This is a genomic window from Streptomyces sp. NPDC096046, assembly GCF_040303285.1.
GTDB lineage: Bacteria > Actinomycetota > Actinomycetes > Streptomycetales > Streptomycetaceae > Streptomyces.
Genome location: NZ_JBEOSZ010000007.1, coordinates 66,311 through 87,848, shown reverse-complemented (window position 1 = coordinate 87,848; position 21,538 = coordinate 66,311). Strand labels below are relative to the sequence as shown.

General features: G+C 71.0%; 18 protein-coding genes. 10 read left to right on the top strand and 8 right to left on the bottom strand.

Features of this window, described 5'->3' with window-relative positions:
- Window positions 1-134 precede the first annotated feature (134 nt).
- The 6 genes from ABTX62_RS08770 to ABTX62_RS08745 all read left to right on the top strand — a co-directional run bounded on the left by ABTX62_RS08770 (window position 135) and on the right by ABTX62_RS08745 (window position 8,459).
- Entirely contained in the window at window positions 135-2,504 is a 2,370-nt protein-coding gene (locus ABTX62_RS08770; RefSeq protein WP_352115493.1) for a bifunctional SulP family inorganic anion transporter/carbonic anhydrase, read from the top strand.
- 512 nt (window positions 2,505-3,016) lie between these two features.
- Window positions 3,017-4,972 carry an acetate--CoA ligase gene (gene acs / locus ABTX62_RS08765; RefSeq protein WP_352115492.1) on the top strand — a complete coding sequence of 652 codons (1,956 nt, stop codon included), beginning with the start codon at window positions 3,017-3,019 and terminating at the stop codon, window positions 4,970-4,972.
- 196 nt (window positions 4,973-5,168) lie between these two features.
- Window positions 5,169-6,602, top strand: coding sequence for a Na+/H+ antiporter NhaA (nhaA, locus tag ABTX62_RS08760; RefSeq protein WP_352115491.1), 1,434 nt, complete (start codon window positions 5,169-5,171; stop codon window positions 6,600-6,602).
- Window positions 6,603-6,723: 121 nt separating this feature from the next.
- On the top strand, window positions 6,724-7,212 hold the full coding sequence (locus ABTX62_RS08755; RefSeq protein WP_352115490.1) for a phage holin family protein: 489 nt from the start codon (window positions 6,724-6,726) through the stop codon (window positions 7,210-7,212).
- Window positions 7,209-8,147: an alpha/beta fold hydrolase gene (locus ABTX62_RS08750; RefSeq protein WP_352115489.1), complete on the top strand. Its 939-nt coding sequence runs from the start codon at window positions 7,209-7,211 to the stop codon at window positions 8,145-8,147. The genes ABTX62_RS08755 and ABTX62_RS08750 overlap by 4 nt, the downstream gene beginning before the upstream one ends.
- Before the next feature lie 129 nt (window positions 8,148-8,276).
- Window positions 8,277-8,459 (top strand): hypothetical protein, encoded by a 183-nt coding sequence (locus ABTX62_RS08745; RefSeq protein ID WP_352115488.1) that lies wholly within the window; start codon window positions 8,277-8,279, stop codon window positions 8,457-8,459.
- Window positions 8,460-8,728: 269 nt separating this feature from the next.
- Here ABTX62_RS08745 and ABTX62_RS08740 read toward each other — a convergent pair whose 3' ends face one another.
- The 3 genes from ABTX62_RS08740 to nth all read right to left on the bottom strand — a co-directional run bounded on the left by ABTX62_RS08740 (window position 8,729) and on the right by nth (window position 11,874).
- Window positions 8,729-9,928 (bottom strand): MarP family serine protease, encoded by a 1,200-nt coding sequence (locus tag ABTX62_RS08740; protein WP_352115487.1) that lies wholly within the window; start codon window positions 9,926-9,928, stop codon window positions 8,729-8,731.
- Between the two features lie 13 nt (window positions 9,929-9,941).
- Window positions 9,942-10,637: an NUDIX hydrolase gene (locus tag ABTX62_RS08735; RefSeq protein WP_352115605.1), complete on the bottom strand. Its 696-nt coding sequence runs from the start codon at window positions 10,635-10,637 to the stop codon at window positions 9,942-9,944.
- A 148-nt stretch (window positions 10,638-10,785) separates the two neighbouring features.
- The gene (gene nth, locus ABTX62_RS08730; protein WP_502997924.1) at window positions 10,786-11,874 is read right to left on the bottom strand and encodes an endonuclease III; all 1,089 of its coding nucleotides are present in this window, start codon (window positions 11,872-11,874) and stop codon (window positions 10,786-10,788) included.
- Between the two features lie 479 nt (window positions 11,875-12,353).
- Between nth and ABTX62_RS08725 the strand changes: the two genes are divergently transcribed.
- Window positions 12,354-13,028, top strand: a complete 675-nt coding sequence (locus ABTX62_RS08725; RefSeq protein ID WP_020129286.1) for a Crp/Fnr family transcriptional regulator — start codon at window positions 12,354-12,356, stop codon at window positions 13,026-13,028.
- Window positions 13,029-13,103: 75 nt separating this feature from the next.
- Here ABTX62_RS08725 and ABTX62_RS08720 read toward each other — a convergent pair whose 3' ends face one another.
- From ABTX62_RS08720 to sp36, 4 genes are all read right to left on the bottom strand, one after another.
- Entirely contained in the window at window positions 13,104-13,934 is an 831-nt protein-coding gene (locus tag ABTX62_RS08720) for an MBL fold metallo-hydrolase (protein WP_352115486.1), read from the bottom strand.
- Window positions 13,931-14,800, bottom strand: a complete 870-nt coding sequence (locus ABTX62_RS08715; protein ID WP_352115485.1) for an NUDIX hydrolase — start codon at window positions 14,798-14,800, stop codon at window positions 13,931-13,933. The genes ABTX62_RS08720 and ABTX62_RS08715 overlap by 4 nt, the downstream gene beginning before the upstream one ends.
- Window positions 14,801-14,893: 93 nt before the next feature.
- Window positions 14,894-15,355: a RidA family protein gene (locus ABTX62_RS08710; RefSeq protein WP_283968062.1), complete on the bottom strand. Its 462-nt coding sequence runs from the start codon at window positions 15,353-15,355 to the stop codon at window positions 14,894-14,896.
- On the bottom strand, window positions 15,355-15,513 hold the full coding sequence (gene sp36 / locus ABTX62_RS08705) for a Sp36 family protein (protein ID WP_093708112.1): 159 nt from the start codon (window positions 15,511-15,513) through the stop codon (window positions 15,355-15,357). The genes ABTX62_RS08710 and sp36 overlap by 1 nt, the downstream gene beginning before the upstream one ends.
- 267 nt (window positions 15,514-15,780) lie before the next feature.
- Between sp36 and bagA the strand changes: the two genes are divergently transcribed.
- Together bagA and bagB are read left to right on the top strand one after the other, a co-directional pair.
- Window positions 15,781-16,758, top strand: coding sequence for an ATPase BagA (bagA, locus tag ABTX62_RS08700; protein ID WP_283968063.1), 978 nt, complete (start codon window positions 15,781-15,783; stop codon window positions 16,756-16,758).
- Window positions 16,759-16,807: 49 nt separating this feature from the next.
- Window positions 16,808-18,217, top strand: coding sequence for an ATPase BagB (gene bagB / locus ABTX62_RS08695; RefSeq protein ID WP_352115484.1), 1,410 nt, complete (start codon window positions 16,808-16,810; stop codon window positions 18,215-18,217).
- Window positions 18,218-18,436: 219 nt separating this feature from the next.
- Here the strand turns inward: bagB and wblA are convergent, their stop codons facing one another.
- Window positions 18,437-18,775: a transcriptional regulator WblA gene (gene wblA, locus ABTX62_RS08690; RefSeq protein WP_352115483.1), complete on the bottom strand. Its 339-nt coding sequence runs from the start codon at window positions 18,773-18,775 to the stop codon at window positions 18,437-18,439.
- Between the two features lie 406 nt (window positions 18,776-19,181).
- Between wblA and ABTX62_RS08685 the strand changes: the two genes are divergently transcribed.
- Window positions 19,182-21,473: a transglycosylase domain-containing protein gene (locus ABTX62_RS08685; RefSeq protein ID WP_352115482.1), complete on the top strand. Its 2,292-nt coding sequence runs from the start codon at window positions 19,182-19,184 to the stop codon at window positions 21,471-21,473.
- Window positions 21,474-21,538 lie beyond the last annotated feature (65 nt).

Here is a 21,538-nt window from a genome sequence, read left to right as displayed (position 1 = left end):
ACTCTGCATTACGATCCGTTTACCGAGCGTTGATTCATCCCGCCGATTCACGCCGTGACCGCCGCGACCGAACCCCGCCCTGCGCGGGACCCCGAATGACGCGACCGCCGCAGCCCCGGAGGAGACGGGAAACCATGTCAGCATGCGTCCCCACACGCGCCGCCGACCCGAACCGAACCGAGCGCACGCATCCGCCCCACAGTCCGCCGCCGGCCGGGCCCCGCCGATTCCGCATCGCGGGTGCCGATGTGTCGGCCTCGATCGCGGTCTTCCTGATCGCCCTGCCGCTGTCCCTGGGCATCGCCCTCGCGACCGGCGCCCCTCTGCAAGCCGGCCTCGTCGCCGCCGCCGTCGGCGGACTGGTCGCCGGGCGGCTCGGCGGCTCCCCGCTCCAGGTGAGCGGACCCGCCGCCGGACTCACCGTGGTGACCGCCGACCTCATCCAGCGCTACGGCTGGCGGACGACCTGCGCCATCACCGTCCTGGCCGGCCTCGCGCAACTCGGCCTGGGCTGCCTGCGGGTGGCCCGTGGCGCTCTCGCCGTCAGCCCCGCCATCGTGCACGGCATGCTCGCCGGCATCGGTGTCACCATCGCCGTCGCCCAGCTGCACATCGTGCTCGGCGGCACACCGCAGAGCTCCGTCCCGGACAACCTCCGCGCGCTGCCGGCCCAGTTGGCGGACATGCGTCCCGCGGCCGTGTCGGTCAGCGTGCTGACCCTGGCGCTGCTCCTGCTCTGGCCGAGACTGCCCGGCCGGGCCGGAGACCTGCTGCGCAAGATCCCGGCCGCGCTCATCGCCGTCGCCGGGGCCACCGCGGTCGCCGCCCTCGCCGGTCTCCGGCTGCCCAAGGTCGACCTGCCGTCCTGGAGCAACCACGCACTGGCCGGGCTGCCCGAGGGCCCCGTGCTCGGCCTGGTCGCCGCCGTGCTCACGACCACGCTGGTGTGCAGCGTGCAGTCGCTGCTCGGCGCGGTCGCCGTGGACAAGCTGGTGGCCGGCCGCCCGGGCCTGTCCGCCCGCGTCGGGCGCTCCAACCTCGACCGCGAACTGCTCGGGCAGGGCACGGCCAATATCGTCTCCGGCTCGCTCGGCGGACTGCCCATCGCCGGTGTGGCCGTGCGGAGTTCGGCGAATGTGCACGCGGGAGCGGTCAGCCGGAACTCCACGATGCTGCACGGCGTTCTCGTAGTGATCGCCACGCTGCTGATGGTCCCCATCCTGGAGCTCATCCCGCTCGCCTCGCTCGCCGCGCTGGTGATGGCCATCGGCATCCAGATGGTGTCCCTGAACCACATCCGCACGGTGACGCGCCACCGGGAAGTGTGGGTCTACGCCGTCACCACCCTCGGCGTGGTCTCCTTCGGCGTCCTGGAGGGCGTGGCGCTCGGCATCGCCATGGCCGTCGGCGTCGCCCTGCACCGCCTCACCCGCACCCGCATCACGCACGACGAAAGGGAAGGAGTCCATCACGTCCACGTCAGAGGACAGTTGACGTTCCTCGCGGTGCCACGGCTCAGCCGAGCCCTGCATCTCGTCCCCCACGGTGCCGCCACCGTCGTCGAACTCGACGGGTCGTTCATGGACCACGCGGCGTACGAGACCTTGCAGGACTGGCAGAAGACGCACACCGCGCAGGGCGGCACCGTGGAGATCACCGGTCGGCACACCGGCACCCGCATCTCCGATCCCCGATCCCTCACCGACTGCCGTTGCCGGCCCTGGACACCCTGGCGCAACCACCAGTGCGACGGACCGCAGTCCGCACCCCCAGCCGAGAAGGACCCGGACGGGGCGGACCGCTCCGAGCAGGACGCGACGAGCACCGGCGGAGCCAGCGGGCATGAACTGGCGCGTGGCATCAGCGCGTTCCAGCGCAACACGGCCCCCCTGGTGCGCAACGAGCTGGCCCGGCTGGCGCGTGAGGGGCAGCGGCCCTCGCAGCTCTTCCTGACCTGCGCCGACTCCCGACTGGTCACATCGATGATCACCTCCAGTGGCCCGGGTGACCTGTTCGTCGTGCGCAACGTGGGCAACCTCGTCCCGCGACCCGGCGAGGAGAGCGGCGACGACTCGGTGTCGGCCGCGATCGAGTACGCCGTGGACGTCCTGCGGGTGCGGTCCATCACGGTGTGCGGGCACTCGGGATGCGGCGCCATGCAAGCCCTGCTCAACTCCGAGCCCGGAGGCGCCCGGACCCCGCTGAAGCGATGGCTGCGGCACGGGCTGCCGAGCCTGGAGCGCATGGCCGCCGACACCGCGTCCTGGGCCAGGCTCGCCGGGCGCCTCCCCGAGGACGCGGTCGAGCAGCTCTGCCTCACGAACGTGGTGCAGCAGTTGGAGCACCTGCGTGCCCACGACTCGGTGGCCCGGGCCCTTGGCGAGGGCACCCTGGAGCTGCACGGGATGTACTTCCACGTGGGCGAGGCCGAGGCCTATCTGCTGACCGGGACAGACACCGGCGGCGTCTTCGACCGGGTACGGGAGCCGGACCTGACGGCGTGAGCCCGACGCCGGGCGGGGCTCTGTCCCCGCCCGGCCGCCGCTGAGGGCGTGCCCCCGACCGGCACCAGCTCAGGGCGTCCGCCCCACCGGCACCGGCTGAGGGCGTGCCCTCCGGTCGGCAATGGGGCACACCCGACCGGCAGCGGGCACACCCGTGGGCCCACCCTGGCCCGACCGCACCCATCGGCACTCCGGACGGTCGCCCCACCGCCGGACCGGCCGGTCCGGCCGTCCGGGCCGCCGAGCGCAGGGATTACCGCCGAGCCTCGCAGGACTACCACCGCGGCTCTCCCGCCCCGCCACGGCTTCTCCCGCTCCGCCGCCCTCCGATGACGGGCAGCACACGCGGTGAACTTTCCCTGGTCGGCGTCCGTGCCTACGGATGACCCCCGCCGCCGACAACACCGTCCCACAGGTCTAAACCAATCGGCGGTCGGCCCTTGTCATCGCACCCCCGGGTCTGATGAGCTGTGGCCTGGGACACAACGGACACCCTGGGAAAGGCAGATGCCGTGAGCAACGAGAGCCTGGCCAACCTGCTCAAGGAAGAGCGCAGGTTCGCACCCCCCGCCGACCTGGCCGCGAACGCCAACGTCACCGCGGAGGCGTATGAGCAGGCCAAGGCTGACAGGCTCGGCTTCTGGGCCGAGCAGGCCCGCCGGCTGACCTGGGCCAAGGAGCCCACCGAGACGCTCGACTGGTCGAACCCGCCGTTCGCCAAGTGGTTCCAGGACGGCGAGCTCAACGTCGCCTACAACTGCGTCGACCGGCACGTGGAAGCCGGGCACGGCGACCGGGTCGCCATCCACTTCGAGGGCGAGCCCGGCGACAGCCGCGCCATCACCTACGCCGAACTCAAGGACGAGGTCTCCAAGGCGGCCAACGCCCTGCTGGAGCTGGGAGTCCAGGCGGGCGACCGGGTCGCCGTCTACATGCCGATGATCCCCGAGACGGCGATCGCGATGCTGGCCTGCGCCCGGATCGGCGCCGCGCACTCGGTCGTCTTCGGCGGTTTCTCCTCGGACGCGCTCGCCACCCGCATCCAGGACGCCGACGCACGCGTGATCATCACCTCCGACGGCGGCTACCGCCGCGGCAAGCCCTCCGCGCTGAAGCCGGCCGTGGACGAGGCCGTCGAGAAGGCGGGCACCGTCGAGCACGTCCTGGTCGTGCGACGCACGGGCCAGGAGGTCGCCTTCACCGAGGGCCGCGACGTGTGGTGGCACGACGTGGTGGGGCGGCAGAGCGCCGAGCACACCCCACAGCCGTTCCACGCCGAGCACCCGCTGTTCATCCTCTACACCTCGGGGACCACGGGTAAGCCGAAGGGCATCCTGCACACCTCCGGCGGCTACCTCACCCAGACCGCCTACACCCACCACGCCGTCTTCGACCTCAAGCCGGAGACGGACGTCTACTGGTGCACGGCCGACGTCGGCTGGGTCACCGGCCACTCGTACATCGTCTACGGCCCCCTGGCCAACGGCGCGACGCAGGTCATGTACGAGGGCACGCCGGACACCCCGCACCAGGGCCGTTTCTGGGAGATCGTGCAGAAGTACGGGGTCACGATCCTGTACACCGCGCCGACCGCGATCCGTACGTTCATGAAGTGGGGCGACGACATCCCCGCCAAGTTCGACCTGTCCAGCCTGCGTGTGCTGGGCTCGGTGGGCGAGCCGATCAACCCCGAGGCGTGGATCTGGTACCGCAAGAACATCGGCGGCGACCGCACCCCGGTCGTCGACACCTGGTGGCAGACCGAGACCGGCTCGATGATGATCACCCCGCTGCCGGGCGTGACCGCCACCAAGCCCGGTTCGGCGCAGACACCGCTGCCCGGCATCGCCGCGACGGTCGTCGACGACGAGGCCAACGAGGTGCCCAACGGCGGTGGCGGCTACCTGGTGCTGACCGAGCCGTGGCCGTCGATGCTGCGCACCATCTGGGGCGACGACCAGCGTTTCCTCGACACCTACTGGTCGCGCTTCGAGGGCAAGTACTTCGCCGGTGACGGCGCCAAGAAGGACGACGACGGCGACATCTGGCTGCTCGGCCGGGTCGACGACGTCATGCTCGTGTCCGGGCACAACATCTCCACCACCGAGGTCGAGTCCGCGCTGGTCTCCCATCCCTCGGTCGCCGAGGCGGCCGTGGTCGGCGCGGCGGACGAGACGACCGGACAGGCGATCGTCGCCTTCGTGATTCTTCGCGGCACGGCCACGGAGACCGAGACCCTGGTCGGTGAGCTGCGCACCCACGTCGGCAACACCCTCGGCCCGATCGCCAAGCCCAAGCGGATCCTGCCGGTCGCCGAGCTGCCCAAGACCCGCTCCGGGAAGATCATGCGCCGGCTGCTGCGGGACGTCGCCGAGAACCGTCAGCTGGGTGACGTCACCACCCTGACCGACTCCACGGTCATGGACCTCATCCAGGCCAAGCTGCCCGCCGCCCCCAGCGAGGACTGATCGCGGCATCGGAATGACGGGACCGGCGGAGGGCATCCGATCATGGGGTGCTCTCCGCCGGGGCATCCCGGCGCCGAGGACCGCCGGATGCGCACAGCCGTACGTTTACTAAACTGAGCAAAACAAGTGATCCATGGTGCGCCGGGAAGTCTGGTCGGCATGTGCTTCGCCCTGCCCACCCGACCGGAGGTTCTCTGTGACCGCGCCCCGCTCCACCACCCGCAAGGTCCTCGGCCGGCTGTCACTGCCCGAGCGGACCTACGTGACGGACGCGCTGCGCACCGAGACCGTCGGCGGGGTGCTGCTGCTCGCCGCCGCGGTCGTGGCGCTGCTCTGGGCGAACATCCCCGCCCTGCGTGACAGCTACCAGAGCGTCTCCCACTTCCACGTGGGCCCCGCCGCCCTCGGCCTCGACCTGTCGATCGCGCACTGGGCCGCCGACGGGCTGCTGGCGGTCTTCTTCTTCGTCGCGGGGATCGAGCTCAAGCGGGAACTCGTGGCGGGTGACCTGCGCGATCCGAAGGCCGCCGCGCTCCCGGTCGTCGCCGCGCTCTGCGGCATGGCCGTACCGGCGCTCGTCTACACCGTCACCGTCGTCGCCGGGGGTGGCTCCCTGGCCGGCTGGGCCGTGCCGACCGCCACCGACATCGCGTTCGCGCTCGCCGTGCTCGCCGTCATCGGCACGTCCCTGCCGAGTGCGCTGCGGGCCTTCCTGCTCACCCTCGCCGTCGTCGACGACCTCTTCGCGATCCTGATCATCGCGGTGTTCTTCACCGCCGACCTCAACTTCGCCGCCCTCGGCGGTGCCGCCGCCGGTCTGCTGCTCTTCTGGCTGCTGCTGCGCAAGGGCGTCCGCGGCTGGTACGTGTACGTGCCGCTCGCCCTCGTCATCTGGGCGCTGATGTACAACAGCGGCATCCACGCCACCATCGCCGGTGTCGCCATGGGCCTGATGCTGCGCTGCCACCGCCACGAGGGCGAGGACCGCTCCCTCGGCGAGCGCGTCGAGCACCTCGTACGGCCGCTGTCCGCGGGGCTCGCGGTCCCCCTGTTCGCCCTGTTCAGCGCGGGGGTGTCAGTGTCCGGCGGGGCGCTCGCCGATGTGTTCACCCGGCCCGAGACCCTGGGTGTCGTCCTCGGTCTCGTCCTCGGCAAGGCATTCGGCATCTTCGGCGGGACGTGGCTGGCGGCCCGTTTCACCCGGGCGTCGCTCAGCGACGACCTCGCCTGGGCGGACGTGTTCGCCGTGTCGGCCCTCGCCGGCATCGGCTTCACCGTCTCGCTGCTCATCGGCGAACTCGCCTTCGAGGGCGACCAGGCGATGACGAACGAGGTCAAGGCCGCCGTCCTGCTGGGGTCGCTGATCGCCGCGACACTCGCGACCGTCCTGCTGAAATTGCGGAACGCCAAGTACCGCAGGTTGTGGGCGGACGAGGAGCGCGACGAGGACGCCGACGGCATCCCGGACGTCTACGAGGAGGACGACCCGGCGTACCACCTGCGGCTCGCCGCGCTGTACGACCGCAAGGCCGCCGAACACCGCAGGATCGCCCAGGAGAAGACAGCCGCGCGCCACGGGCTTGCCGAAGTGCCGGGCGGGGCAGGCGAGGACCACCACCGTCCGGCATGATCTGACGAGACGGTACAAAAGACGGGACCGTACGCAGTCATGGCGTGCGCAGTCGGACGACCGCGCACGAGTCGGACAGAAGACGCGGACATCGGACCGTACGCAGAAGAGGGAGACCGCGATGAGCGCACCCGACGGCAGCCCGGTCGGCGCCGAACGCAGCATCGGCCAGCTGTTCGCCTCGGCGACGGCGGAAATGTCGGCGCTGGTGCACGACGAGATCGCACTGGCGAAGGCGCAGCTCAGACAGGACGTGAAGCGCGGCGCGACCAGCGGCGGGGCCTTCTCGGCGGCCGGTGCGGTGCTGATCTTCTCTCTGCCGATGCTGAACTTCGCGCTGGCGTACGGCATCCGCACCTGGAGCGACTGGAACCTCGCGGTCTGCTTCCTGCTGTCGTTCGCGGCCAACGTGCTGGTCGCGCTCGTCCTCGCGCTGATCGGCGTGGCCTTCGCGAAGAAGGCCAAGAAGAGCAAGGGCCCGCAGAAGGTCGCCGCGTCGATGAAGGAGAGTGCGGTCGTGCTGCAGAAGGCCAAGCCGCACCCGCGGCCCGAGCTCCCGAAGGACCGGGTCCCCGAGGCCATCGAGGCTGTGGCACGCTCGTCCTCATGACGGACCCCGCCACACCTTCGGAACCCCCGGCTCCGGCCGTCCTGCTGGACGGCCCCTGGAGTCACCGCGATGTCGCCGCCAACGGCGCCCGCTTCCACATCGCCGAGCTGGGTGACGGGCCGCTGGTGCTGCTGCTGCACGGCTTCCCGCAGTTCTGGTGGACCTGGCGGCACCAGCTGGTGGCGCTCGCCGACGCGGGCTTCCGGGCCGTCGCCATGGACCTGCGGGGCGTCGGCGGCAGCGACCGCACGCCGCGCGGCTACGACCCCGCCAATCTCGCGCTCGATGTCACCGGCGTCATCCGCTCCCTCGGCGAGCCGGACGCCGCGCTGGTCGGCCACGACCTGGGCGGATACCTCGCGTGGACGGCGGCCGCGATGCGCCCCAAGCTGGTGCGGCGGCTCGCGGTCGCGTCCATGCCGCACCCGCGGCGCTGGCGCTCGGCCATGCTGAGGGACGTCAAGCAGACCCGCGCCGGTTCACACATCTGGGGGTTCCAGCGGCCCTGGATCCCGGAGCGGCAGCTCACCGCCGACGACGGGGCGCTCGTCGCGGAGCTGATCCAGGAGTGGTCCGGGCCGCGCCCGCCCGAGGAGGAGGCGCTGCAGACGTACCGCCGCGCCATGTGCATCCCCTCCGCCGCACACTGCGCGGTCGAGCCGTACCGCTGGATGGTGCGCTCCCTGGCCCGCCCGGACGGCATCCAGTTCAACCGGCGGATGAAGCGGCCCGTGCGGGTGCCGACGCTCCATCTGCACGGCTCGCTCGACCCCGTGATGCGCACGCGCAGCGCCGCCGGGTCCGGCGAGTACGTCGAAGCCCCCTACCGCTGGCGCCTGTTCGACGGCCTCGGACACTTCCCGCATGAGGAGGACCCGGCCGCTTTCTCCTCGGAACTCATCAACTGGCTGCGGGATCCCGAACCCGACCGGTGATCGGCCGGCCCCACCCGCCCCACCGGCACCTGAACGCTTGTCCTACGAACGGCCAATTGCCCGGCGCATAGGCCAATTGGACGCCCCCGGGGCGGTTATCGACCATGGGGCGGGGGCACACGTCGGGGTATGGGCTGGACGCACGACTACAGTGACGCAACCCGCAATCGCCGCTCGGCGGGCGGTGCGAACCCCTACCGGCGAAGCGGCGCACCTCAGATGGCGACCGCGGACCCCCGGGTCGGGATTCCGCGGATCCTCCGCCGCCGGGCCCGCTGGGTCTCCGTACGACTGCGTCCCACGCGCGACTGAGGCGTCGCTCACGCGAGTGACGCCCCGACACCTCCCGCTTCCGGACCGCTCGTAGGGCCTGTCACGGGAGTGGCGTCGCCGCCCGACGGGCGGCCGCGCGGCGTCCGGTGGTGCTCTCGGCGTGCCGCCCGGAATCCCTTGTACTCGGAATTCCTTGTACTGGGCGTACTCGGGCTGTCGGGCGGTGCGGCGCGTGGGGGCACCCCCAGCTCCCAGAGCTTGGGGAGCGTGCCGGGCGTCGCGCGGCAGACGCCGCTCTCGCAGCAGGCCTAGAGCGCGCAGCTGTCGCTGCCCACCTGCTGGTCGGCGGTGCGCCCCTTGGCGATGTCCTCCTGGATCTCGTCCACGGTCAGCGCGTATCCCGTCTGGGCGTCGTCGAGCGACTTGGCGAAGACGACGCCGTAGACCTTGCCGTCGGGCGTGAGCAGCGGGCCGCCGGAGTTGCCCTGGCGGACGGTCGCGAAGAGGGAGTAGACGTCGCGGCGGACCGTGCCGCGGTGGTAGATGTCCGGGCCGTTGGCCGTGATGCGACCCCGCACGCGCGCGGCCCGCACGTCGTACGCCCCGTTCTCCGGGAAGCCGGCGACGATCGCGCTGTCACCGCTGCTCGCCTCCTTGTCGGTGAACCGCAGCGCGGGCGCCTTGAGATCCGGCACGTCGAGGACGGCGATGTCGCGCCGCCAGTCGTAGAGCACGACCGTGGCGTCGTACTTCCTGCCCTCGCCGCCTATCTGCACGGTCGGCTCGTCGACCCCGCCCACCACGTGCGCGTTGGTCATCACGCGGCGGCCGGAGAAGACGAAGCCGGTGCCCTCCAGGACCTTGCCGCAGCTCGGGGCCGTGCCCACGACCTTGACGATGGAGCGCTGGGCACGGTTCGCCACGGAGCTGTTCGCCAGCGCCGGGTCGGGCGGCTGGACGTCGGTGATCGGCTCGTTCGAGAACGGGCTGAAGACCTGCGGAAAGCCGTTCTGCGCGAGGACGGAGGAGAAGTCCGCGAACCAGGTGGCCGCCTGGTCCGGCAGCGCCTGGGAGACGCCCAGCAGCACCTTGGAGCTGCGGACCTCCTTGCCGAGGGTCGGCAGCGTCGTGCCCGCCAGCGCGGAGCCGATCAGCCAGGCGACCAGGAGCATCGCCACGACGTTGACCAGGGCACCGCCGGTGGCGTCCAGGGCCCGGGCCGGGGACCAGGTGATGTGCCGGCGCAGCTTGTTGCCGAGGTGGGTGGTGAGGGCCTGGCCGACGGATGCGCAGACGATGACGACGACGACCGCGACGACGGCGGCGGTCGTGCTCACCTCCGCGTTGTCCGTCAGCGCGTCCCAGATGACGGGCAGCAGGTAGACCGCGACGAGACCGCCGCCCAGGAAGCCGATCACCGACAGGATGCCGACGACGAACCCCTGGCGGTATCCCACGACCGCGAACCACACGGCGGCGACCAGCAACAAGATGTCCAGCACGTTCACGGAGGCCACCCTGTCATGCGCGCCAGTCGAGCGGGACCTGCTTCTCCCGGTCCCAGGGCCGCTCCCAGCCCGCGAAGTGCAGCAGCCGGTCGATGATTCCGGCCGTGAAACCCCAGACAAGGGCCGATTCGACCAGAAATGCCGGACCTCGGTGGCCGCTGGGGTGAACGGCGGTCGCACGATTGGCGGGATCCGTGAGATCCGCCACGGGGACGGTGAAGACGCGGGCGGTCTCGTTCGGATCGACGACTCCCACCGGGGTCGGTTCGCGCCACCAGCCCAGCACCGGTGTGACGACGAAGCCGCTGACCGGGATGTACAGCCGGGGCAGGGCGCCGAACAGCTGGACGCCCGCGGGGTCCAGGCCGGTCTCCTCCTCCGCCTCACGCAGGGCGGCCCGCAGGGGGCCGTCGCCGGACGGGTCGCCGTCCTCCGGGTCGAGGGCACCGCCCGGGAAGGAGGGCTGGCCGGCGTGCGAGCGCAGGGAGCTCGCACGCTCCATCAGCAGCAGCTCCGGTCCGCGCACGCCCTCACCGAACAGGACCAGCACCGCGGACTGGCGCCCGGCCCCGTCCGCCGGCGGCAGGAACCGGCTCAGCTGCCCGGGCCGGACCGTCTCCACGGCGTGCGCCACCGGGTGCAGCCAGCCGGGCAGCCCGTCCTTGCTCAGTGCCACCGGGCCGCCCTGTGTGTCGCTCGCCCGCTTCATCGTCACCCCCGTCGTCCTGCCGCATCCAACGCGCGGCGGGCCCGAGATCGTTCCACGAGCGCCCTCGATCCCCTGAAAGAGCGGCGCGTCGGGCTCGCCGGGGGGCCTGCCGGAGGGCTCGGACGGCGCACCGGGGGGCTCGGGCAGCTCATCCGGCCCCCAGCGGCGGCGCCGGTGTGCCGCCCGCGTCCAGATAGGCCTGCGGAGGCTTCAGACGCTGGCCGGGGAAGCCGCCCTTCTCATACTTGAGGAGCTTCTTCGCCTTCTCCGGGTCCGTCTCGCCCTCGCCGTACGCCGGGCAGAGCGGGGCGATCGGGCAGGCGCCGCACGCGGGCTTGCGGGCGTGGCAGATACGGCGGCCGTGCCAGATCACGTGATGCGAGAGATCCGTCCAGTCGCTCTTCGGGAACAGCGCGCCCACGGCGGCCTCGATCTTGTCCGGGTCGGTCTCGGCGGTCCACCGCCAGCGGCGCACCAGTCGCTGGAAGTGCGTGTCGACGGTGATACCGGGGCGCCCGAAGGCGTTGCCCAGCACGACGAACGCGGTCTTGCGGCCGACGCCGGGCAGCTTGACCAGGTCCTCCAGCCGGCCGGGCACCTCACCGCCGAAGTCCTCCACCAGAGCCTTCGAAAGCCCTATGACCGACTTCGTCTTGGCTCGGAAGAAGCCGCACGGGCGGAGGATCTCCTCGACCTTCTCGGGGTTGGCGGCGGCCAGGTCCTCCGGGGTCGGGTACGCGGCGAAGAGGGAGGGTGTCGTCTGGTTGACGCGCAGGTCGGTCGTCTGGGCGGACAGGACGGTGGCGACGACCAGTTGGAAGGGGTTCTCGAAGTCCAGCTCGGGGTGCGCGTACGGATAGACCTCGGCGAGCTCGCGGTTGATACGGCGGGCCCGGCGGACCAGGGCGGTGGCCGACTCGTCGCTCGGCGGGTGGACGACGGCCTTGGCGGGCGCGGCGCCCTTGATACGGGCGGTGGCCTTCTTCGGCGCGACCACGACCTTCTTGGCCGCGGGCGCCTTCCTCACGGCGGCACCCTTCGAGCCCTCCTTGGCCGCGGGCGCCTTCCTCACGGCGGCCCCCTTCGAGCCCTCCTTGGCCGCGGGCGCCTTCCTCACGGCGGCCCCCTTCGAGCCCTCCTTGGCCGCGGGCGCCTTCTTCACGCCGGCACCCTTCGAGTCCTTCTTCGTGACGGAGGCCTTGGACGCGGTCTTCTTCGCCGTCGCCGTCTTCTTCACGGTCGCCGTCTTCTCCGCAGACGGGGCCTTCTCCGCAGACGCCGTCTTCTTCACGGAAGCCGTCTTCTCCGCGGACGCGGCCTTCTTGGTGGACGCCGCCCTCTTCGCAGACGCGGCCTTCTTCGAGGAAGCCGTCTTCTTCACCGGTTCCGTCTTGTTCTCTTTCGCCGTTTTCCTACCGCCATCGGGGCCCTGTTCGCCCACAGCGGAATCGCGACGTACAACCACCCGCGCAGCCCCCTCGGCCTGTGCTCTCACCGGCGATTTGGACACCCGGCCAGCCTAAGGCCCGGCACCGGCATCCGCCCCGGCCCCTGAAGATCGGCGCCCAATTGGACCCCTGCCGCGTACCCCGGGACACGTGTGCGGCATCCTTGTGACAGATCACACTGTTTGGACCGCCCGACAAAATGGGCACTACGGTCCCTCGGTACACGGGGGAGCAAGATCCCCTGAGCAGGTCGAATAGGAGAGAACTCGTGGACGACGTTCTGCGGCGCAATCCGCTCTTCGCGGCGCTCGATGACGAGCAGGCCGCGGAGCTCCGCGCCTCCATGAGTGAGGTGACCCTCGCCCGCGGTGACTCGCTGTTCCACGAGGGCGACCCCGGTGACCGCCTGTACGTGGTCACCGAGGGGAAGGTGAAGCTCCACCGCACCTCCCCCGACGGCCGCGAGAACATGCTCGCCGTCGTCGGCCCCAGCGAGCTCATCGGTGAGCTCTCGCTGTTCGACCCGGGCCCGCGCACCGCGACCGCCACGGCTCTGACCGAGGTCAAGCTCCTCGGCCTCGGCCACGGCGACCTCCAGCCCTGGCTGAACGCCCGCCCCGAGGTGGCCACAGCGCTCCTGCGCGCCGTCGCGCGCCGGCTGCGCAAGACCAATGACGCGATGTCCGACCTCGTCTTCTCGGACGTCCCGGGCCGTGTCGCCCGCGCGCTGCTCGACCTGTCCCGCCGGTTCGGCGTGCAGTCCGAGGAGGGCATCCACGTCGTCCACGACCTCACGCAGGAGGAGCTGGCCCAACTGGTCGGCGCGTCCCGCGAGACGGTCAACAAGGCCCTCGCGGACTTCGCCCAGCGCGGCTGGCTGCGCCTGGAGGCCCGCGCGGTGATCCTCCTGGACGTGGAACGCCTCGCCAAGCGCTCGCGCTGACGCGCGTACCGCTGCCGTACGTCATCGGGCCCCCTCTCCTCATGAGACGGGGCCCGACGTCGTGTCCGGGGGCGGTCAGATGAGCCCGTGCTCCTCCAGGTAGTCCATCTGGGCGCGTACCGACAGTTCCGCCGCCGGCCACAGGGAGCGGTCCACGTCGGCGTAGACGTGGGTGACGACTTCCGTGGGGGTGCGGTAGCCGTCCTCGACGGCTGTCTCGACCTGGGCGAGGCGGTTGGCGCGGTGGGCGAGGTAGTACTCGACGACACCCTGGGCGTCGTCCAGGACCGGGCCGTGGCCGGGCAGGACCGTGTGGACGCCGTCGTCGACCGTGAGGGAGCGCAGGCGCCGCAGGGAGTCCAGGTAGTCGCCGAGGCGGCCGTCGGGGTGTGCCACGACCGTCGTGCCGCGGCCGAGGATCGTGTCGCCGGTGAGAACCGCCCGGTCGGCCGGGAGGTGGAAACAGAGGGAGTCGGCGGTGTGGCCGGGGGTCGGTACGACGCGCAGTTCCAGCCCGCCGGTGGTGATCACGTCCCCGGCGGCCAGGCCCTCGTCGCCCAGGCGCAGTGCCGGGTCGAGGGCACGCACGCGCGTGCCGGTCAGTTCTGCGAATCGGGCGGCGCCCTCGGCGTGGTCGGGATGGCCGTGGGTCAGCAGGGTGAGGGCGACGCGCTTGCCGGCCTGTTCGGCCGTGGCGACGACCCGGCGCAGGTGCGTGTCGTCCAGCGGGCCCGGGTCGACCACGACGGCGAGGTCCGAGTCGGGCTCGGCGAGGATCCAGGTGTTGGTGCCGTCCAGGGTCATCGCCGACGCGTTGGGCGCCAGGACGTTCACGGCCCGCGCGGTGGCGGGCCCCGAGAGGACTCCGCCGCGGGGCTGGCCTGGGAGGGCTGCTGCGTCCGTCATGCGGTGGCTCCACCGGTCGGGATGTGCTTGGTGAACTCGTCGTGGCCCGGCCAGGACAGCACGATCTCGCCGTCCACCAGGCGGGCGGTGGCCAGGACGGGCGTGAGGTCACGGCCCGGGGCGGCGTCGAGCGCCCGGGCGGCCGTCTCGTACGCCGTCAGCTGGCGCAGGGTCGCGATGGTCGGCGGCATCATCAGCAGCTCGCCCTTGTCGTAACCGGCCGCCGCCTCGCGCGGGGCGATCCACACCGTGCGGTCGGCCTCCGTCGAGGCGTTGCGGGTGCGCTGCCCCTCGGGGAGCGCGGCCACGAAGAACCAGGTGTCGTAGCGGCGGGACTCGAACTCCGGGGTGATCCAGCGGGTCCAGGCGCCGAGCAGGTCCGAGCGCAGGACCAGCCCGCGGCGGTCCAGGAACTCCGCGAAGGACAGGTCCCGGGCGACCAGGGCGGCACGGTCCGACTCCCAGTCGGCGCCCGTGGTGTCACCGACGACCGAGTCGGGGGCCGGCCCGGCGAGCAGCACGCCCGCCTCCTCGTATGTCTCCCGTACGGCCGCGCAGACGATCGCCTGGGCCGCCGTCTCGTCGACGCCGAGCCGGTCCGCCCACCACGCGCGCGTGGGGCCCGCCCAGCGGACGTGATGGTCGTCGTCGCGCGGATCGACCCCGCCGCCCGGATAGGCGTACGCGCCTCCGGCGAAGGCCATGGAGGCGCGTCTGCGCAGCATGTGGACGGCGGGGCCGCTGCCGGTGTCCTTCAGGAGCATGACGGTGGCCGCGCGCTTCGGCGTCACCGGGGTGAGGGTGCCGGCCGCGAGTGCGCGGATGCGGTCCGGCCACTCCGGGGGGTACCACTGACCGTTCGCCATGGGCGCGAATCTATCCCGTGACGGGCGGATGTTCGAGTGGCCCCGGGGACAAATTCCGCAGCTCGGACCGTCGAAGAGAGTGCACGGCGGGTGCTACGCGAGCTCCACCTGGATCTCGACCTCGACCGGCGCGTCCAGCGGCAGCACGGCCACGCCCACCGCGCTGCGCGCGTGCACACCCTTGTCGCCGAGCACCTGGCCGAGCAGCTCGCTCGCGCCGTTCAGCACCGCGGGCTGACCCGTGAAGTCGGAGGCCGAGGCCACGAAACCGACGACCTTCACCACGCGCGCGATGCGGTCCAGGTCACCGGCGACGGACTTGACGGCGGCCAGTGCGTTCAGCGCACACGTGCGTGCCAGCTCCTTGGCCTCCTCCGGGGTGACCTCCGCACCGACCTTGCCGGTGACCGGAAGCTTGCCGTCCACCATCGGGAGCTGCCCGGCGGTGTAGACGTAGGGGCCGGACTGCACGGCCGGCTGGTACGCGGCCAGCGGCGGGACCACGTCGGGCAGGCTCAGGCCGAGCTCGGCCAGTTTCGCCTCGACGGCGCCCACTACTGCTTCGCCCGCTTCAGGTAGGCCACGAGCTGCTCGGGGTTGTTCGGCCCGGGCACGACCTGGACGAGCTCCCAGCCGTCCTCGCCCCAGGTGTCCAGAATCTGCTTCGTGGCGTGGACGAGCAGCGGCACGGTTGCGTATTCCCACTTGGTCATGCGGCCGACTCTAGCCGTTGCCGCAGAGGGTCACACGGCCGCCCACGGCCCCGGTCGTCCACAGGCCACGGCCCCGGTCGTCCACAGGCCACGGCCCCGGTCGGCCACAGGCCACGGCCCCGGTCGCCCACAGGCCACGGCCCCGGTCGCCCACAGGCCACGGCCATGGTTGTCCACAGGCCACGGCCGCGGTCGTCCACGGGCCACGGCCGTGGTTGTCCACAGCCTCCCGCGTAGCCCGGGCGCGAACTGGTTAGGCTCGAATACGTGAGCAGGCTCCAGGTCGTCAGCGGCAAGGGCGGTACCGGCAAGACCACGGTGGCCGCAGCCCTAGCGTTGGCCCTGGCCACGGAGGGGAAGCGGACGCTTCTCGTCGAGGTCGAGGGCCGTCAGGGCATCGCGCAGCTCTTCGAAACGGAGGCGCTGCCTTATGAGGAACGGAAAATCGCGGTAGCACCCGGGGGCGGGGAGGTGTACGCACTCGCCATCGACCCCGAACTGGCCCTTCTGGACTACCTCCAGATGTTCTACAAGCTGGGCAGCGCCGGGCGGGCCCTGAAGAAGCTCGGCGCGATCGACTTCGCCACCACCATCGCGCCCGGCCTCAGGGACGTCCTCCTGACCGGAAAGGCCTGCGAGGCGGTGCGGCGCAAGGAGCGCAGCGGCCGCTTCGCGTACGACTACGTCGTCATGGACGCCCCGCCGACGGGGCGGATCACCCGCTTCCTGAACGTGAACGACGAGGTCGCGGGCCTCGCCAAGATCGGCCCGATACACAATCAGGCGCAGGCCGTGATGCGGGTGCTGAAGTCGCCGGAGACGGCCGTGCACCTGGTGACGCTGCTGGAGGAGATGCCCGTCCAGGAGACCGCGGACGGCATCGCCGAGCTGCGTTCGGCCCGGCTACCGGTGGGGCGGATCATCGTGAACATGGTCCGCCCGGAGGTGTTGGACGAGACCGATCTGGAACTCGTACGCACGGTCCCGCGTTCCACTGTCGCGCGGTCCCTGTCGGCCGCCGGGCTCGGTGGGGCGCGGCGCGGCGGGCACGCCGAGCGGCTGGTGGACCCGCTGCTCGCGCAGGCCGCGGAGTACGCCGAGCGGTACACGCTGGAGCACGAGCAGCGTGCGGTCCTGACCGAGCTGGACCTGCCGCTGCACGAACTGCCGCTGTTCGCCGAGGGCATGGATCTGGCGGGGCTGTACGAGCTGGCCCGCGAGCTGCGCGAGCAGGGCGTGTCATGAGCCAGGACAGACGGTCAAGGCCCGTCATGAGTCGGAAGCAGGGGATGTCATGAGCCGTCCGGACCCGGCGCACACCCACGACCCGGCCCGCCCGCACCTCGCCCCCGCACGCCTGCTCGACATCGATCCGCTGCTGGAGGACCCCACCACTCGGATCGTGGTCTGCTGCGGCTCGGGCGGGGTCGGCAAGACCACCACCGCGGCGGCGCTGGGCCTGCGCGCGGCCGAGCGGGGCCGCAAGGTGGTCGTCCTGACCATCGATCCGGCCCGCCGGCTCGCCCAGTCCATGGGCATCGACTCGCTGGACAACACCCCGCGCCGGGTGAAGGGCATCGACGACTCCGCGGGCGGCGAGCTGCACGCGATGATGCTCGACATGAAGCGCACCTTCGACGAGATCGTCGAGGCGCACGCGGACGGTGAGCGGGCGGCCGCCATCCTGGGCAACCCCTTCTACCAGTCGCTCTCCGCGGGCTTCGCGGGCACGCAGGAGTACATGGCGATGGAGAAGCTCGGGCAGCTGCGCGCCCGGGACGAGTGGGACCTGATCATCGTCGACACCCCGCCGTCCCGCTCGGCGCTGGACTTCCTGGACGCGCCCAAGCGGCTCGGGTCGTTCCTGGACGGCCGGCTGATCCGGCTGCTGACCGCACCGGCGAAGCTGGGCGGTCGCGCCGGGATGAAGTTCCTGAACGTCGGGATGTCGATGATGACCGGCACCCTCGGCAAGCTGCTCGGCGGTCAGCTCCTCAAGGACGTCCAGACGTTCGTCTCGGCGATGGACACGACCTTCGGCGGCTTCCGCACCCGCGCGGACGCGACGTACAAGCTGCTCCAAGCGCCCGGCACGGCGTTTCTCGTGGTCGCGGCCCCGGAGCGGGACGCGCTGCGCGAGGCCGCCTACTTCGTGGAGCGGCTGGCCGCGGAGGACATGCCGCTCGCCGGTCTGGTGCTCAACCGGGTGCACGGCAGCGGCGCCGACCGGTTGTCGGCCGAGCGGGCGCTCGCCGCCGCGGAAAATCTTGAAGAGCCCCGCATTGTGGATCAGGAGGGCGGGAAAGCAGTACTTCGTAACTCCCCCGACACACACAACAGTTCAGACTCTCCCACGCCCGGAACACCAGCTCGGGCTCCGGCATCGGCTCCCGAGGGTGGCTCCCCCACCGAAGACGCCGAGGCGACCGAGCACGCGGAGGACCCCGAGCGGTCCGTCGACCAGCTCACGGCCGGCCTGTTGAGGCTGCACGCCGATCGCATGCAGTTGCTCTCCCGTGAGCAGCGCACGCGTGACCGCTTCACCGCGCTCCACCCCGAGGTGGCCGTGACGGAAGTGGCCGCGCTGCCCGGCGATGTGCACGACCTCGCGGGACTGCGCGCCATCGGCCACCGGCTCGCGGCCGACGAGCGAGAGCTTCCCGACCCCGCCGACCAGCCCGAACCGCCCGAGGCGACCGCCTGAGGGCAACCCGGCGAGGGCGTAACGCCCGTGAGCGACGACTGTAGGGCTCATAGTCGATGGCAGGGCTCACAGGCAATGGTGAGGCTCCAGTCGGTGGCGAAGGGCCCGGCAACGGGCCCTCGGACCTGGACCTGAACAACTCCCGGAGAGGAGTCCCTCCGCGAGGGAAGTCTGAGCTCACCGCCGCCTGGATCTGGTCGCGGAGGGGAGTCGGAGTCCTCAGCTCACCGCCGCGTAGTTCTCGTAGATCTCGTCGTCGTCGAGGGGCATGACACCGCACCCCCGCTCGTACTCCGTGCGCGCCGTCTCCAGGAGCCGGCGCCAGGAGGTCACGGTGGGACGCCTGCGCAGCAGTGCGCGGCGCTCCCGTTCCGTCATGCCTCCCCACACGCCGAACTCGACGCGGTTGTCGAGCGCGTCGGCCAGGCACTCCGTGCGCACCGGGCATCCGGTGCACACCGCCTTGGCCCTGTTCTGCGCTGCTCCTTGAACGAACAGTTCATCCGGATCGGTAGTGCGGCAGGCCGCCTGCGCACTCCAGTCGGTTACCCAGCCCATACCGGCGCCGTCCTCTCCCGAATCGAGGCTCCCCCACGGCGGCAGCGGCATATTCACCGCCGCCAGTTGAGGACGTTACGGAAGGTGGGCACAGCGCAACACCCCCTTCGGGCCCAATCTTGAATGGCCCGAACGGACTATGGGTAAGCGGCAGATCACCCGGGGGAGTGAGCTGACGACATACGCAACTTTCCCGACAAACCGGTACAGTTCAGTTGCGTCACAACGGACGCCGCATGACACACGAGGCGGATTCGGACACGGCCCCACCAAAAAATCGGGGAACACCCGGAACGATTCGGGGTCGCCGGACGTATTGATACGTGACCTCGCTGCTGTGACAGTGAGAGCAGCTTAGGCCAAGGCCTATACGCCTGTCCGGCGAATGAGAACGTAGGCTGCCCTCATGCCAAAAAAGCGTTCGGGCGGTGGTCTGTCTCCCACGCAGCAGGCCGCCAAGTTCCTCGGTGTCAGCGTCCTCGCGGGAGCCGTGCTGGCCGGCATCGCGCTCCCGGCGGTGGGCGCGCTGGGACTGGCGGCCAAGGGATCGGTCGAGAGCTTCGACGATCTTCCGGCCACCATGAAGGCACCGCCGCTGAGTCAGCGCACCACCATCCTCGACGCCGACGGCGGCCCCATCGCCACGGTCTACTCACGCGACCGCACGGTGGTCCCCCTCAAGGACATCTCGCCGTACATGCAGAAGGCGATCGTCGCCATCGAGGACTCGCGCTTCTACCAGCACGGCGCGGTCGACCTGAAGGGCGTCCTGCGCGCCCTCAACAAGAACGCCCAGACCGGCGAGGTCTCCGAGGGCGCCTCCACCCTGACGCAGCAGTACGTGAAGAACGTCTTCGTCGAGGAGGCGGGCGACGACCCGACCAAGGTCGCGCAGGCCACCCAGCAGACCATCGGCCGCAAGATCCGCGAGCTCAAGTACGCGATCCAGGTCGAGGAGGAGCTGGGCAAGAAGAAGATCCTCGAGAACTACCTGAACATCACGTTCTTCGGCCAGCAGGCCTACGGTGTCGAGGCCGCCGCCCAGCGTTACTTCTCCAGGTCCGCCAAGGACCTCAGCCTGGAGCAGTCGGCCCTGCTCGCCGGCATCGTCCAGTCGCCCAGCCGGTACGACCCGGTGAACGACGAGGCGGAGGCCACCAAGCGCCGCAACACCGTGCTGCGGCGCATGGCGGCCGTCGGAGACATCTCCAAGGCGCAGGCCGCCGAGGCGATGAAGGCACCGCTCGGCCTGAAGGTCAGCAAGCCCAAGAACGGCTGCATCACCGCCGTCAAGGGCGCCGGCTTCTTCTGCGACTACGTGCGCGAGGTCTTCCTGAACGACCCGGTCTTCGGCAAGACCAAGGAGAAGCGCGCGAAGATCTGGAACCAGGGCGGTCTCACCATCCGCACGACCTTGGACCCGCAGGCCCAGAAGGCGGCGCAGGCCTCCATCAAGGAGCACGTCTACCAGAGCGACGACGTGGCCACCGCCGCCACCCTCGTCCAGCCCGGTACCGGCAAGATCCTCGCCATGGGCCAGTCCCGTCCCTACGGCGTGAACACCAAGAAGGGCGAGACGACCCTCAACCTGTCCGTCGACGGCGACATGGGCGGCGGCATGGGTTACCAGCCCGGTTCGACGTTCAAGCCGATCGTGGCCGCCGCCGCCCTCGAGGACGGCATGCCGGCGAACAAGGTGTACTCGTCGCCGTACCAGATGCCGTACCCGAGCCCGGTCTCGGCCTGTGGCGGCAAGCGGTGGGTGAACGACCCCGACAACCCGGCCAAGCTGGAGAACGAGAACTCCTCCGAGGTCGGCCCCTACGACATGCGGGAGGCGACCGCCAAGTCGGTCAACACCTACTACGTGCAGATGATCAGCGACATCGGCATCTGCCCGGTGACGACGATGGCGAAGAAGATGGGCGTCGTGCGGGCCGACGGCGACAAGATGCCGCAGGTGCCCTCCATCGCCCTGGGCACCCAGGAGATGTCCCCGCTGACCATGGCGAACGCGTACGCGACCTTCGCCTCGCGCGGCATGTACTGCACGCCGGTCGCCATCGAGTCGGTCAACCGGCGCGTCGGCGACAAGACCACGTCGTTCAAGGTCCCGAAGTCGACCTGCTCGCGCGCGATGTCGGAGAACACCGCCGACACCATCAACACCCTGCTGAAGGGCGTCGTCGAGGACGGTACGGGTAAGAAGGCCGGCCTCGGCAGCCGCCCCAGCGCCGGTAAGACCGGTACGACGGACGAGCGCTACGCGGCCTGGTTCGTGGGCTACACGCCGAACATGGCCGGTGCCGTGTGGGTCGGCGACCCCGCGCACAAGCGGAAGATGATCGGCATCACCATCGGCGGCCGGTCCCACAGCAAGGTCTTCGGTGGCGAGGTTCCCGGCCCGATCTGGGGCGACATGATGTCCGGCGCGCTGGAGGGCAAGCCCGTCGAGGACTTCAACGACGTCCACATCCCCGACAGCAGGCCGCGGGACCGCGGCGACGGTGACCGCGAGGACGGGGGCGGCGGCCGCGACGACGGGGGCAACGGCGACAACGACGGCTTCATCGGCGGTCTGGTCGGCGGCAACAACGGCGGAGGCGGCGACGAGCCCACGCCTTCGTTCTCCATCCCGGAGGGCTTCTTCCGGGGCCAGGGCAACGGCGGAAACGGCAACGGCGGCCGGTCCGGCTGAGCCGCGGCAGTGACGCGACGGCCCCCTTCCTCCCCGTGCGGGGAGGAAGGGGGCCGTCTTCGTCC

What these genes read in the sequence shown, in the direction of transcription:
- ABTX62_RS08755 (WP_352115490.1), top strand. Translation starts at nt 6,724, where the DNA reads ATGAGCGCACCCGACGGCAGCCCGGTCGGCGCCGAACGCAGCATCGGC.
- ABTX62_RS08685 (WP_352115482.1), top strand. Translation starts at nt 19,182, where the DNA reads ATGCCAAAAAAGCGTTCGGGCGGTGGTCTGTCTCCCACGCAGCAGGCC.
- wblA (WP_352115483.1), bottom strand. Translation starts at nt 18,775, where the DNA reads ATGGGCTGGGTAACCGACTGGAGTGCGCAGGCGGCCTGCCGCACTACC.
- ABTX62_RS08715 (WP_352115485.1), bottom strand. Translation starts at nt 14,800, where the DNA reads ATGGCGAACGGTCAGTGGTACCCCCCGGAGTGGCCGGACCGCATCCGC.
- sp36 (WP_093708112.1), bottom strand. Translation starts at nt 15,513, where the DNA reads ATGACCAAGTGGGAATACGCAACCGTGCCGCTGCTCGTCCACGCCACG.
- bagB (WP_352115484.1), top strand. Translation starts at nt 16,808, where the DNA reads ATGAGCCGTCCGGACCCGGCGCACACCCACGACCCGGCCCGCCCGCAC.
- ABTX62_RS08770 (WP_352115493.1), top strand. Translation starts at nt 135, where the DNA reads ATGTCAGCATGCGTCCCCACACGCGCCGCCGACCCGAACCGAACCGAG.
- ABTX62_RS08735 (WP_352115605.1), bottom strand. Translation starts at nt 10,637, where the DNA reads ATGAAGCGGGCGAGCGACACACAGGGCGGCCCGGTGGCACTGAGCAAG.
- ABTX62_RS08720 (WP_352115486.1), bottom strand. Translation starts at nt 13,934, where the DNA reads ATGACGGACGCAGCAGCCCTCCCAGGCCAGCCCCGCGGCGGAGTCCTC.
- ABTX62_RS08745 (WP_352115488.1), top strand. Translation starts at nt 8,277, where the DNA reads ATGGGCTGGACGCACGACTACAGTGACGCAACCCGCAATCGCCGCTCG.
- ABTX62_RS08750 (WP_352115489.1), top strand. Translation starts at nt 7,209, where the DNA reads ATGACGGACCCCGCCACACCTTCGGAACCCCCGGCTCCGGCCGTCCTG.